A 14,240-nucleotide genomic window follows, 5' to 3' on the forward strand; every position below is an offset into this window, starting at 1 on the left:
GGCGATGAGGAAGCAGCCCAGTATGCGGCGCGTGGCCGGGCTGATGGCCGGGTTGCTGGCGGTGCCGTTGGCTGCGGTAGCTGGTGCGGGTACGGCGGTTTCCGCCGTGCCCGCCCCGGCGGCACCGCAGGCTCAGAAGCAGACGCAGCGGGTGGAGCTGGAGCACCTGCGGAACGAGACCACGCAGGTGTTCCGGGAGCCCTCGGGCCTGCACACGATGGAACAGTTCGCGTACCCGGTCCGGGCCCGGAAGGGCTCGGGGTGGGTGCCCATCGACACGAAACTGACGCTTCGGCCCGACGGGTCGATCCGGCCGGGCGCGATCGTCACCGACCTGCGGCTGTCCGGTGGTGGCGACGGGAAACTCGTTGCCCTGGGCAAAGCGGACAAGCAGGTCCGGATGGACTGGAAGGGGAAGCTCCCGAAGCCGGTGCTGGCCGGCGACACAGCGACGTACCCGGAGGTGTTACCTGGTGTCGACCTGCAGGTGCGGGTCGAGGCCACCGGATTCCAGCATCTGCTGGTGGTGAAGAACCGGGCGGCGGCGAGCAATCCGGCGTTGAGGCAATTGCGGTTCCCGATCAGCGGTACCGGTCTGAAGCTGGCCGCCAAGCCGGACGGTACGACGGTCGCCACCGCGGCCGGCAAGACCGTCTTCACGGCCGGTCAGGCGGTCATGTGGGACAGCCCAGGTGCCGGACCGCGGTCCCGGCACGCGAGCATCCCGACCACCCGGTCGGGAAACGAGCTCGTCATCACGCCTGACCAGAAGTTGCTCACGGCACCGACTACCCGCTATCCGGTCACGATCGATCCGACCTGGTCGGTCAACAACTCGCTGTGGACCCATGTCAGCCTCGAGCACGCCGACGACTCGTACTGGGAGTTCGACCGCGACGAAGGGGCGAAGGTCGGTCGCTCCTACGACAACGTGATCACCTACCGGTCGTTCTTCCAGTTCGGCGCCGGTGACATGGCCGGGGCGAAGATCGTCAAGGGCAAGTTCGAGATCTGGCTGGACCACAGCTCCTCCAACGGGCCGACTCCGGTCCACCTGTACGCGACGAACAGCATCCGGCGTGATCAGAAGGTCACCTGGAACAACACCGCCGGGCACTGGCGGGCGTTCATGGGCGAGCTCAGCGGCAACGCCCGGACCGCCGCCGGTCAGCCGGACATGTTGATGGGTTGGGAGAACGCGGCGACGAAGGCGGAGTTCCAGCGCGCGGCCACGGACCGGGACGAGACGGTCACCTTCGGGCTGCGGGCTCCGGACGAGTGGGACATCGCACTGTGGAAGAGGTTCCACGGCGGGTCCGCGCGGATCGTGGTCACCTACAACAACGCGCCGTATGCGCCGGAGCGGGTGAACTTCAGCCGGGCCCGGCCGTGCGGTACGGCGGCGAATCCGACGGTGGTCAGCTGGCCGTTGTCGGGGTACTCGTTCTCGGCGAAGGCGACCGACAAGGACGGTGACAACCTGGTCACCCGCCTGACCGTCAAGCGGGTGTCGGACAACGTGGTGGTGCACGAGGTGGATTCGGCACCGATCACGTCGGGGTCGGCCTTCGGCTGGCCCGCGATCGACCGGACCAAGTTCGAGGACGGGAAGACGTACTCGTACTCGGCCAAGTCCGACGACCGGGTCGCCGACGACGACATCGATTACGGGCCGTCCAGCCAGCAGTGCTTCTTCAAGGTCGACGCCAGGAAGCCGGGCAAGGCGGTGCTGTCGTCGACCGACTTCCCGGACGGGGAGGCCGCCATCCCGGCGCGGACGGTCGGCACCGTCACCCTGAAGCCCGCCGCAGGTGACACCGATGTGGTCGAGTACCTCTACGGCTTCCAGCCCGAGCGGGTGGTGAGCCGGATCAAGGCCGGTCCGGACGGGTCGGTGCAGATCCCGTTGAGCGTGTTCCAGAAGTCGCTGACGGTGGAGCCGGAGCAGAAGGTGCTCTACGTGCGAGCAGTCGATGCTGCGAACAATGTCAGCGACAACTCGACGGTCTGGTCGCTCAGTGCCGGTGAACTGGAACAACTGCCGGCAACCAGCCGGAACGACGTGAATGGCGACGGCCGGGCCGATCTGTCCACCGTCCTGGACCAGGGCGATGGCCGGACCGCGATCTGGAACGTCGTCACCAAGCCGGACGGCAGTCTGCACACCGGTCAGATGGCGTGGGACTCCGGTGCCAACGGTGGGTTCGCGATGTACCGGACCCGGCCGGTGCGCGGCGACTTCGACGGTGACGGGCGAACCGACGCCGTACTGTTCCGTGAGGAAGCGGGGCGACGGATCGGCATGTACCGCGGGCTGTCGGCCGGTGAGCGGTACAACTTCGAGTCCGCACCGGTCTGGTACAGCGGTGCGAACGGCTGGCCGCTCAGTACGGCGCGGATCGTCGCCGGGGACGTCAACGGCGACGGCAAGAGCGATGTGGTCGCGCAGCTGAACGTGTCGGGCACAAGCTGGCGCACACTGGTGTTCGTCAGTGGTCCGGCCTTCGGTACGCCGGTCGAGTGGCTGCAGGCGGGGAGTCCCTGGTCCGGCAGCGCTCCGCTGCTGGCTGATGTCGACGGGGACAAGAAGGCCGACCTGGTGGACATGCAGAACCTCAGCGGTTGCCGCACGGTGACGAGGTACTTCAAATCCACCGGTACGGCGTTCGCCGCGACGCCGGTCACCTTGCACGACTCCGGTGCCGGTGCGTACTGCTGGGAGCGCAGCAAGCCGCAGGTCGCGGATGTCGACGGCGACGGCAAGGAGGACATCGTCGCGCTGTACGAGAACAGCGGTACCGATGCCTCGTTGAAGGTGTTCCGCTCGACAGGTACGGCGTACACGCTGGGCGAGTGGTGGCGCGATGCCACCACGTTCGACCCGGCCAAGACCGCCCTGTCCGTTGGTGATTTCACCGGTGACGGCAAGGAGGACGTCGGTCTGTTCTACTCGCTGCCGGAGGGTGGGCGGGAGGTCTACACCCTCGCGTCGACCGGTACGTCGTTCGGCTCGGCGACCAGCCGGTGGAAGGAGCCACGGGTCGGTGCGAGCACCGGACCGAGCTTCGACATCGAGGAACGCACCTACGAGCTGGTGAACCGCAACAGCAGCCAGTGTCTGGATGTGTGGTTGGCGAGTCAGGTCGATTCGGAGAAGTTGGTGCAGCACGAGTGTCACGGTGGTCTCAACCAGCGATTCCGGATCGCCCGGATCGCCGGCACCGACCAGTTCGAGGTCCGGACCGCGCACTTCCAGGGCAACACCACCGACGGCAGGCCGCGCTGCCTGGATGTCGAGGACATGAAGCAGGACGACGAACGCAAGATCCTGCAGTGGCCGTGTATGGGTACCTCGAACCAGCAGATGGTGATCGAGTATCTCGAAGGGAGCAGCTACGACACGGTCGTGCGGCTGAAGTTCGCGCACAGCTCGAAGTGTGCGTCGCCGGCCGGAGGCAGCACGACGCAGGACACGACGATCGTCCAGCGCACGTGTACGTCGGAGGCCAGCCAGCAGTGGATCCTGCGGGCCGGATTCAACCCGGCACAGCCGACCGGAAAGCACTACATCAAGGCGTCGAACACCGCATGGGTGCTGGATGTCGAGAACTGCCTGCCGGACGCCAGGCTGCGAATGTGGGAGGTGGTGCCGAACAGCCCGTGCCAGGGCTGGCAGCTGAAGCCGCTCGGTGACGACGTGTACCGGATCATCGAGCCGAGCACTGGCGAGGCTGTTGATGTCCCGGGCTGCACCGAGGCCTTGGCACAGGCGGTCGCGACGATGCCGGAGAGTGAGAGCGCCTGTCAGCGCTGGCGGATCGAGCCGGCCTTCGACGGGACCTGGTCGATCACCAGGGAGGCGAACGGTCTCTCACTCGACGTCGCGGGCTGCAAGACCGAGGAGAACACCGATCTGATCACCTGGCGCTACTGGAACGGCCCCTGCCAGCGCTGGCGGCTCAATCCGGTCTGACCAGTTTCGAGCTGAATCGAAAGGTAGGCGCAGCTTTCGACCGAGGCGCAAAGGTCCGTGCTGACCTTTGCGCCCCGGCTGAATTCCTTGAGGTGCTTCCGAACGCTCACTGATAGTGAACCCTCCGCTACTGGGGAGGTTCCATGTCACGAGGTGTGCTTCGGCGTACCTGGGCTGTTGTGCTCGGGTTGACGCTCGTTGCCGGTCTGCATCCGCCGGGTGCGACGGCGGCTCCGGCGCAGGAGGCAGAAGAAAAGACGGTCAAGGGCACCAAGGTCAAGCCGGTGCACGGCTCGAACTACAAGGTGCAGCCACGCAAACCCGATCTAGACGTCGACGTGGTGAAGACACCGACCGTCTCCTGGCCGGCGACCGGTTCGGCCGAGGTGCAGCTGCCCGAGGTGACGTGGGGAGCGAAGCTGTCCGGCGTACTGCCGAAGAAGGCCGCTGGAGTGCTGCCGGTCGCGGTGGGGCCGGCAGCCGCCGACGGTACGGCGCCCGCGGGGGTGAAGGTCGAGCTGCTCGGCAAGCGCGGTTCGTCGATGCTGGTGCGGCTTTCGAGCACCGACAAGGCGCGGTCCAACGGCAAGGTGAACCTGGAGCTGAACTACCAGGCGTTCCGGCATGCGTACGGCGGTGACTGGGCGACCCGGCTCCGCCTCGTCGACCATTCCTCCGGTACGCCGATTGCCACCCGCAACAGTGGTGACGGAAAGCTAAGCGCCCAGGTACCGGCCACCGGCCTGTACGCGATGGAGGCGGCCGCGGGAGGCCCAGCCGGCGACTTCGGCAACACGCAACTGTCGCCGACGGCGTCGTGGTCGATCGGTGGTTCGTCGGGTGACTTCAACTGGCAGTACCCGTTCCGTGCGCCGCCTGGTACCGGTGGGCCGACTCCGACGATGAGCCTTGGTTACTCCTCGGGCAGTGTCGACGGACGGACCTCTGGAACCAACAACCAGACCTCCTGGGCCGGTGAGGGTTTCGACCTCGCGCCGGGCGGCTCGATCGAGCGCCGGTACGCGTCCTGCGGGTCGAAGTCCGAGAAGACCGGTAACAACGGCAACCGGATGGTCGGTGACCTGTGCTTCGCCACCGACAACGCCACCTTCACGTTGAACGGCAAGGGTGGTGAGCTCGTCCTCGACGACACCACCAAGCAGTGGCGGCCGAAGAGTGACGACGGCACCAAGGTCGAGCGGCTGTCTGGTGCTCCCAACGGTGACGAGGGCGGCGCCGACGCCGAGCGCGGCGAGCACTGGGTGATCACCGCCAAGGACGGCACGAAGTTCTACTTCGGCCTGAACAAGCTGCCGGGTGCCGGCGCCGAGGCGACGAACTCCGCCTGGACGGTCCCGGTGGCCGGCAACCACGCCGGTGAGCAGTGCAACAAGCCCGCCTTCGCGGACTCGTTCTGCCAGCAGGTCTACCGGTGGAACCTGGACTACGTCGTCGACCTGCACGGCAACACGATGTCGTTGTTCTACGAGACCGAGAAGAACAACTACGCGTACAACGGCACGCAGACGACGGTGAAGAGCTACGACCGGGCCGGCAACATCAAGCGGATCGAGTACGGCCAGACCGCTGGTCAGGTGTCGTCCGAGAAGCCGGTCGCTCGCGTCCACTTCGACACCACCGAGCGCTGCAACGCCGGTGCCAACTGTGCTCCGGCCGACTACTTCGACACTCCGCTGGATCAGGAGTGCACCAGCACCACCAAGTGCACCCAGACCGGACCCAGCTTCTGGACGAAGAAGAAGCTCAGCAAGGTCCGCACGGAGGTCTGGCGTGGTACGGCGTTCGACGCCGTCGACACGTGGACTCTGCGCCATTCGTTCCCGAACCCTGGTGACAACACCGGCCCGCGGTTGTGGCTGGAGGCAATCACCCACATCGGTGAGGTGGGTAGTGGCGCGGTCGCGATGCCGGAGATCAACTTCGACAAGGTGGCGATGAACAACCGGGTCGCGGACGGTACGGCGCGGCCGTTGCTGGACTGGTTCCGGATCCGTGCGATCCACTACGGCACCGGTGGTGAGCTGGCGATCACGTACTCCGACAAGGACTGCAGCTTGCCGGGCAACGTCCCGCCGGTGGACCGCAACGACCGCCGGTGTCACCCGATGAAATGGACGCCGCCGGGCGAGGTCGACGAGCGCGAGGACTGGTTCCACAAGTACGTCGTCACCTCGGTGACCGAGTCCGACCGGGTCAGCGGCATGCAGCCGGTGATGACCACCATCAGCTACCCCGGTAGGCCCGCCTGGCGGCATGACGACGAGGACGGACTCGTCGAGATCGGCCGCAAGACCTGGTCCCAATGGCGTGGCTACGACCGGGTCGTCACCACCAAGGGGCATCCGAGTGGTCCGCAGACGGTGACCGAGAACCGTTATTTCCAAGGCATGGACGGCGACAAGCTGAAGGACGGCGGCGTCAAGGATGTCGACCTGCTCGACTCCACGGGGGCCAGGACACCGGACCTGAACACGCTGTCCGGACAGGTCCGCGAGACCACCAAGCTGGTCAACGGTGCGATCTCCGAGCGGACCATCACCGACTCGTGGATCTCGCCGGCCACGTCGACCCGGGTGCGCGACTGGGGCACCACGAGCGCGTTCAAGGTCGAGCAGAAGGCCGTCAAACAGTGGGAGGCCAAGCCTGGCGGTGGATTCCGCGAGACGGCGGCGAGCAACGAGTACTCGGCCACCGGTGCGCTGACGGCTGCCTCGAACGCCAACGATCTCTCGACAGCGGCCGACGACACCTGCACCCGTTACGAGTACGCGAGCAACCCGGCCAAGGGCATCGTCGAGCTGCCGGCCAGGACCCAGATGGTCGCCAAGCCGTGTGACCAGCCGTGGACCAACGCGGACGTGATCACGGACGAGAAGCAGGTGTACACCGGCGGGACCACGCCGGAGATCGCGAGTCCGGCGGCTGCGCAGCGACTGTCCGGGTTCACGCCCGGCGGCGCGCCGACGTACGAGACGGTCCTGACGACGACGTACGACGACCATGGGCGGCGCAAGACCGAGGCGGATGCCAAGAACAACACCACCACCTTCGGCTACCTGCCCGCGGACGGTCCGGTCACCAAGACGACGGTGACGATGGCCAACGGGCACACTTCCAGCACCGAGCTGGACCCGGCCTGGGGGCAGTCGACCAAGGTCACCGACGTCGGAAACCGCAGTACGGTCTCCGAGCGTGATGCGCTGGGCCGGGTCGCCAAGGTATGGCTGCCCGGACGTGCGCAGGCGGCGACGCCGAACGTCGAGCACACCTATCTGGCCGGCGTGGACGAGCCCGGAGTGGTGCACACCAAGAGCCTGCGGGCCGACGGCACGTTCGAGACCAGCTACGAGATCCTGGACGGGCTGCAGCGCAAGCGGCAGGTCCAGACCGCGGCGGCCGACGGTATCGGGCGAGTGATCACCGACATCCAGTACGACTCGCGCGGCCTGCAGGTGATCGAGAACAACCCGTACTACAACGACGCTCCGCCCGGCGACCAGGTGTTCGTCCCGGTCGAGGAGGAGCTGCCGGCGCGCAAGGCCACCACGTACGACGCGCTCGAGCGGCCGTTGACCGAGGCGTTCTGGTCGAAGAACGAGCAGAAGTGGGCGACGACGTACAAGAACGAGGTCGACCGCCAGACCGTGGACCCGCCGGCGGGTGAGCAGGCGACGACCCGGATCAACGATGCCCAGGGCAAGCTGCTCGAACTGCGCACCTACAACACGCCTGGTGAGAGCACCAACTTCGACAAGACGGCGTACGTCTACACGAAGGCGGGACAGCTGTCCTCCGTCACCGACCCGGCCGGGAACAGCTGGCGCTACGAGTACGACCTGCGCGGCCGCCGGGTGAAGGTGGTCGAGCCGGACCGCGGCACGACGACGTACACCTACAACGAGCTGGACCAGAAGACGTCCAGCACGGACAACCGCGGGACGAAGCTCTTCTTCACCTACGACGAGATCGGCCGCGAGCGGACGGTTCGCGAGGGGACGCCCGACGGCCCGCTGCGGACCGAGCGCACGTACGACGGCGTCGCCAAGGGATCCCCGAGTACGGCGACCCGATACGTCGACGGTGCGGCGTACAAGACCGAGATCACCGGATACGCACCGAACGGTCAGCCGCTCGGGATGAAGGTCACGTTGCCCGCGTCCGAGGGCAGTCTGGCCAAGACCTACACGACGGAGAACACCTACACGGAGACCGGGCAGCCGGCCACCGTCAAGGTCCCGGGCGTCGGCGGTCTGCCGGCCGAGACGCTGACCACGACGTACGACACCAACGATCTGCCCAAGACGATGTCGAGTGAGGCGGGGACGTACGTCACCGACTCCCAGTTCAACGTCTACGGCGACCTGACCTATCTCGAGGTGAAGCCGACGGGCGGCAAGTACCTGCGGCACAACTACGTGTACGACGACGCGACGCGGCGGCTGACCCGCTCGTTCGCCCAGCGGCAGACCCTCGGCCCGCAGCGGGTGCTGGACCAGAGCTACGAGTACGACCATGCCGGCAACGTCACCAAGATCATCGACGCGCCGGCGAGTGGCAGCACGGAGCCGAAGGACGTGCAGTGCTTCGGGTACGACGAATCGCGGCGGCTGACCCAGGCCTGGACACCTGCTGACGCGAACTGTGGTGTCCAGCCGACAGCAGCGAGCCAGCTGGGCGGACCGGCGCCGTACTGGCACCAGTGGACGTTCGACCAGATCGGCAACCGCAAGACCGAGAAGCGCACCACGACTGCCGGGGTGACCACCAGCACCTACGAGTACCCGGCGGCGGGGCAGGCCCGGCCGCACGCCGTACAGAAGGTCACCACCCAGTTGCCGGATGCCGGCACGAAGGTCAGTGAGTACAGCTACGATGCCGCGGGCAACCAGGCGACACGGAACGTCGCCGGGGTCGGGGAGGCGTTCGAATGGGACGTCGAGGGCAAGCTGACCAAGGTCACGAAGGGCGCCCAGAAGACGGAGTACGTCTACGATGCCGACGGCAACCGACTGCTCCGCCGGGACAGCACCGGCACCACGCTGTATCTGGGTGACACCGAACTGCTGCTGATGCCGGACGGTTCCCAGCTGGGGACCAGGCACTACACGTTCGGCAAGCAGACGATCGGCGTCCGGGTCGGCACCAAACTGACCTGGCTGGGTTCGGACCACCACGGCTCGGCGACGCTGACCGTCGATTCCCAGACCCAGGCGTACCAACGCAAACGGATCACCCCGTACGGCGAGGTCCGCGGACCGATGCCGACGGCCTGGCCCGGTCAGCGGGACTTCGTCGGCGGCACCAGGGACGACTCCACCGGTCTCGTCCATCTGGGGGCGCGTGAGTACGACCCACTCACCGGGAGGTTCATCTCGGTGGACCCGGTCGTCGACGCGGAGGATCCACAACAGCTGAACGGCTATTCCTACGCCAACAACAGCCCGGCGAGCTTCGTCGACGCCGACGGCAAGCGGTACCGGACCCAGACGGTCACGACGACCAAGACGGTCATCCGGGAACACGTGAAGCGGATCAAGGAGCTGAAGAAGGAGATCGTCACGATCTACGTGACGGTCGTGATCTACACCTTCCTGGCCAAGATCGCCTCCGCGTTCGGCATGCACGAGTTCGCCCAGAAGATCACCGACGAGGTCGCGAAACAGGTGGTCCGCTGGAAGGAGATCGTGCGGACGATCAGGTATCACACCTCGGAGATCATCCGGATCGTCACCAAGAAACTCGTCTACGTCCCGGAGCTGAAGGAGGCGCTCAACCTCGCCAAACAGACCAACAGCAGCATCAACGGGATGGAGCACGGCGTCGACAAGCTGGCCGGTGTCGCCCAGCAGATCAACGAGAACGCCAAGGCCGCCCAGGCCGCTGCCGAGGTGAACCGGCGGGTCAACGCCGAACAGCGCCGGATGGACGAGGAGAAACGCAAGAAGGACGAGGAGGAGAAGTACAAGGACGCCGGCGGTCTGGTCGGTAAGGGCGCCGGTTTCGCGATCGGTGGTGCCGCCGGCCGCGCGGCGGGCAAGGCGATCGGCGCCGCGGCTGGTGCGGCGTGTGGTCCGGCGGCTGTGGTCTGCAGCGTCGGTCTCGGCTTCCTCGGCGGCGTGGTGGGTGGCTGGCTCGGAAGCAAGGCAGGTGAGGCGATCGGCGGGCTGATCTACAACGACCAAAGGTGGAGGCCCACGAGGCCGCTGACGCCGGAGGAGCGGCAGGAACATATCGACAACCTCTGCAAGAGCAGCTACTCGGGTTGCTGAGGAGCGCCATGAGAACCGGATTGATTGTCAGTGTCGTCTTGGTGCCGGCGCTGGTGCTGCCACCAGGGCCGGCGGTGGGCGCGGTTTCGGCCGCGTCCGGTCCAGGCGGAGTCCAGCGGGTTGAACTGGAGCATCTGCGGACCGAGACCAAGCAGGTGTTCCGGGAACCCTCGGGCCTGCACACGATGGAACAGTTCGCGTACCCGGTCCGGGCCCGCAAGGGCACGGGCTGGGTGCCCATCGACACGACCCTGCGGCTGGAGGCCGACGGCACTGTCCGGCCGGGGGCGATCGTCACCGACCTGGAGTTGTCGGCGGGCGGTACCGGGGAGCTTGTTGCCTTGGGCAAAGATGACAAGCAGGTGCGGATGAGCTGGCCGGGCCGGTTGCCGAAACCCGTGCTGTCCGGCGACACCGCGACGTACCAGGAGGTGTTGCCCGGGGTCGATCTCAAGGTCCGGGCCGAAGCGACCGGCTTCCAGCACCTGCTGGTCGTGAAGGACCGGGAGGCGGCCAGAAACCCGGCGTTGCGGGAGCTGCGGTTCCCGGTCCGGGGGAGCGGTCTGAAGCTCTCCACGAAGGCCGACGGTACGACGGTCGCCGCCGACGCGAAGGGCAAGGCGTTGTTCACCGCGGGACAGGCGGTGATGTGGGACAGCCCGGTCCAGGCGAAGAGCGCCGACGCCGAGCCGCGGTCACGTCATGCGAGTATCCCGACGAAGCGGTCGGGGAGCGATCTGGTGATCGTGCCGGATCAGAAGTTGTTGTCCGCAGCAACGACTCGGTACCCGGTGACGATCGACCCGTCCTGGTCGGTGAACAACTACTTGTGGACCCATGTCAGCCAGGAGTTCCCGAATCAGTCGTACTGGGACTACGACCGGGGCGAGGGCGCCAAGGTCGGTCGCTCGTACGACAACGTGATCACCTACCGGTCGTTCTTCCAGTTCGGTACCGGTGATGTGGCCGGGTCCCGGATCATCAGCAGCCGGTTCGAGATCTGGCTCGATCACAGCTCGTCCGGTTCACCGCAGCCGGTCGACCTCTTCCGGACCCCGGCGCTGGACCGGAATCAGCCGGTCACCTGGAACAACACCGCGGGCCACTGGGGTGAGTTCTTCGGTACGGCGTGGGGCAACGCGCGGACGAACGGCGGCCAGCCCGACATGCTGATGGGCTGGGACGGCGTCACCGGCGCGTTCCAGGGCGCGGCCGACCGGCGCGACGGCGTCATCACCTTCGGTCTGAAAGCGCCGGACGAAAGCGCCATCCTGCAGTGGAAGAGGTTCCACGGCGGGTCGGCAAAAATCGTGGTGACCTACAACAACGCGCCGTACGCGCCGGAACGGGTGAACTTCAGCCGGGCCCGGCCGTGTGGCACCGCCACTGCGCAGACGATCGTCAGCTGGCCGTTGTCGGGCTACTCGTTCTCGGCGAAGTCGTCGGACAAGGACGGCGACAACGTGGTCACCCGGCTGACGATCAGGAAGTTCCCGGAGAACACCGTCGTCCACGAGGTGGACTCGGCGACGACGACCTCGGGGTCCGCGTTCGCCTGGCCGGCGATCGACCGGGCGAAGTTCGTCGACGGGCAGACCTATTCCTATTCGGCGAAGGCCAACGACAACGTCGGTGGGGACGGCGTCGACTTCGGGCCGGAGACCCCGCGCTGCTACTTCCGGGTCGACGCGAAGAAGCCCGGTACGGCGGTGCTGTCGTCGACCGACTTCCCGGACGGGGAGGCGGCCATCCCGGCGCGGACGGTCGGGACTGTCACCCTCAAGCCCGCGACGGGTGACACCGATGTGGCCGAGTACCTGTACGGGTTCCAGCCGGAACGCGTACTGAGCCGGATCAAGGCCGGGCCCGACGGCACGATCCAGCTCCCGCTGACCGTGTTCCAGAAGGCCGGCAGTGCCGAGCCGGAGTCGAAGACGCTCTACGTGCGAGCAGTCGACAGTGCGAACAATGTCAGCGACACCGCGTCCGTCTGGTCGCTCAGTGCCGGGGAGCTCACGGAGCTGCCGGCGCTGGTCCGCAACGACGTCAACGGTGACGGCCGCGCTGACCTGGCCACGGTGCTGGACCAGGGCGACGGACGGACCTCGATCTGGAATGTGGTCACCAAACCCGACGGCACTCTGCACACTGGTCAGATGGCGTGGGACTCCGGCGCCAGCGGTGGTTTCGCGATGTACCGGACCCGGCCGGTCCGGGGCGACTTCGACGGTGACGGCAGGACGGACACCGTCCTGTTCCGTGAGGAGTCCGGTCGGCGGATCGGCATGTACCGCGGTCTGTCGGCCGGAGAGCGGTACAACTTCGAGTCATCGCCGGTCTGGCACAGCGGTGCGAACGGCTGGCCGCTCAGCTCGGCGCGGATCATCGCAGGTGACGTCAACGGCGATGGCAAGTCCGACATCGTCGCCCAGCTGAACGTCTCCGGCACGAGCTGGCGCACGCTGACGTTCCTCGGTCCGGCGTTGACGACACCGGTGGAGTGGTCGCAGACGGCCAGTCCGTGGGCCGGAAGTGCACCGCTGCTGGCCGACGTGGACGGTGACAAGAAGGCCGACCTCGTCGACATGCAGAACCTCGCTGGGTGCCGCACGCTGACCAGGTACTTCCAGTCCAGCGGTACGGCGTTCGCCGCGACACCGGTGACGCTGCACGACTCGGGTGCCGGCGGCTACTGCTGGGAACGCAGTAAGCCGCAGGTGGCCGACGTGGACGGCGACGGCAAGGATGACATCGTCGCGCTGTACGAGAACGGCGGCGCCGATGCCTCGTTGAAGGTGTTCCGCTCGACCGGTACGGCGTACGCCCTGAGCGACTGGTGGCGGAACACGACGACCTTCGACCCGGCCCGGACGGCGCTGGCGATCGGCGACTTCACCGGTGACGGCAAGGAGGACGCCGGCCTGTTCGTCTCGCTGGACGGTGGTGGCCGCGAGGTCTACACCCTCGCCTCGACCGGTACGTCGTTCGGTCCGGCGACCAGCCGGTGGAAGGAGCCACGGGTCGGTGCCAGCACCGGACCGAGCTTCGACATCGAGGAACGCACGTACGAACTGGTGAACCGCAACAGCAGCCAGTGCCTCGACGTGTGGCTGTCGAGCCAGGCCGACTCGGAGCGGCTGGTCCAGCACGAGTGCCACGGCGGACTCAACCAGCGGTTCCGGCTCAAGCAGATCGCCGGCACCGACCAGTACGAGATCCAGACCGCCCATTTCCAGGGCAACGGCCAGGACGGCCGGCCGCGGTGCCTCGACGTGATGAACATGCAGCACACGGACGAGACCACGGTCCTGCAGTATCCGTGCATGGGCACGGCGAACCAGCAGTTGCGGATCGAGTACCTCGAGGGCAGCAGCTACGACACCGTGGTGCGGCTGAAGTTCGCGCACAGCTCGAAGTGCGCGTCACCCGCACAGGGCAGCTCCGGCCAGGACGTCACCATCGTGCAGCGCGGCTGTACGGCGGAGGCGAGTCAGCAGTGGATCCTGCGCGCAGGGTTCAACCAGTCCCAGCCGACCGGGAAGTACCGCCTGCAGGGCGCGAACGACCCGAGCGACAAGGATCTGGCGCTCGACGTCGAGAACTGCCGGGCGGACGCCAGGGTGCGGATGTGGGACTGGATCCCGAACAGCCCGTGCCAACGGTGGCTGATGAAGCCGCTGGGCGACGACATCTACCACATCATCGAGCCGAGCACCGGTGAGGCGCTGGACGTCCCGGGCTGCACGGATGCCTTGGCTCAGACCGTGGCGACGATGCCGGAGAGTGAGAGCGCCTGCCAGCGCTGGCGGGTGGAGCCGGCCTTCAACGGCTCGTGGTCGATCACCAGGGAGGCCAACGGTCTCTCGCTCGACATCGCGGCCTGCAGTTCGGTCGCGGACGCCAGTCTGATCACCTGGCGCTACTGGAACGGGCCTTGCCAACGCTGGAAGCTCGACCAGATCTGAGCAGGACGGGTG

Annotated in this window: 3 protein-coding genes; all 3 read left to right on the forward strand. The window is 66.9% G+C overall.

Features of this window, described 5'->3' with window-relative positions:
* The first annotated feature begins 4 nt into the window (after positions 1–4).
* The 3 genes from ABD231_RS16880 to ABD231_RS16890 all read left to right on the forward strand — a co-directional run bounded on the left by ABD231_RS16880 (position 5) and on the right by ABD231_RS16890 (position 14,228).
* Entirely contained in the window at positions 5–3,973 is a 3,969-nt protein-coding gene (locus ABD231_RS16880) for an RICIN domain-containing protein (RefSeq protein WP_344152047.1), read from the forward strand.
* A 143-nt stretch (positions 3,974–4,116) separates the two neighbouring features.
* A complete protein-coding gene (locus ABD231_RS16885; RefSeq protein WP_344152050.1) occupies positions 4,117–10,263 on the forward strand; it encodes an RHS repeat domain-containing protein in 6,147 nt (2,048 codons plus the stop codon).
* Between the two features lie 8 nt (positions 10,264–10,271).
* Complete coding sequence (locus ABD231_RS16890; RefSeq protein ID WP_344152053.1) at positions 10,272–14,228, forward strand: RICIN domain-containing protein; 3,957 nt, start codon at positions 10,272–10,274, stop codon at positions 14,226–14,228.
* Positions 14,229–14,240: the final 12 nt, after the last annotated feature.

Source organism: Kribbella yunnanensis (genome assembly GCF_039529655.1).
In the GTDB taxonomy this organism is placed as follows: domain Bacteria; phylum Actinomycetota; class Actinomycetes; order Propionibacteriales; family Kribbellaceae; genus Kribbella; species Kribbella yunnanensis.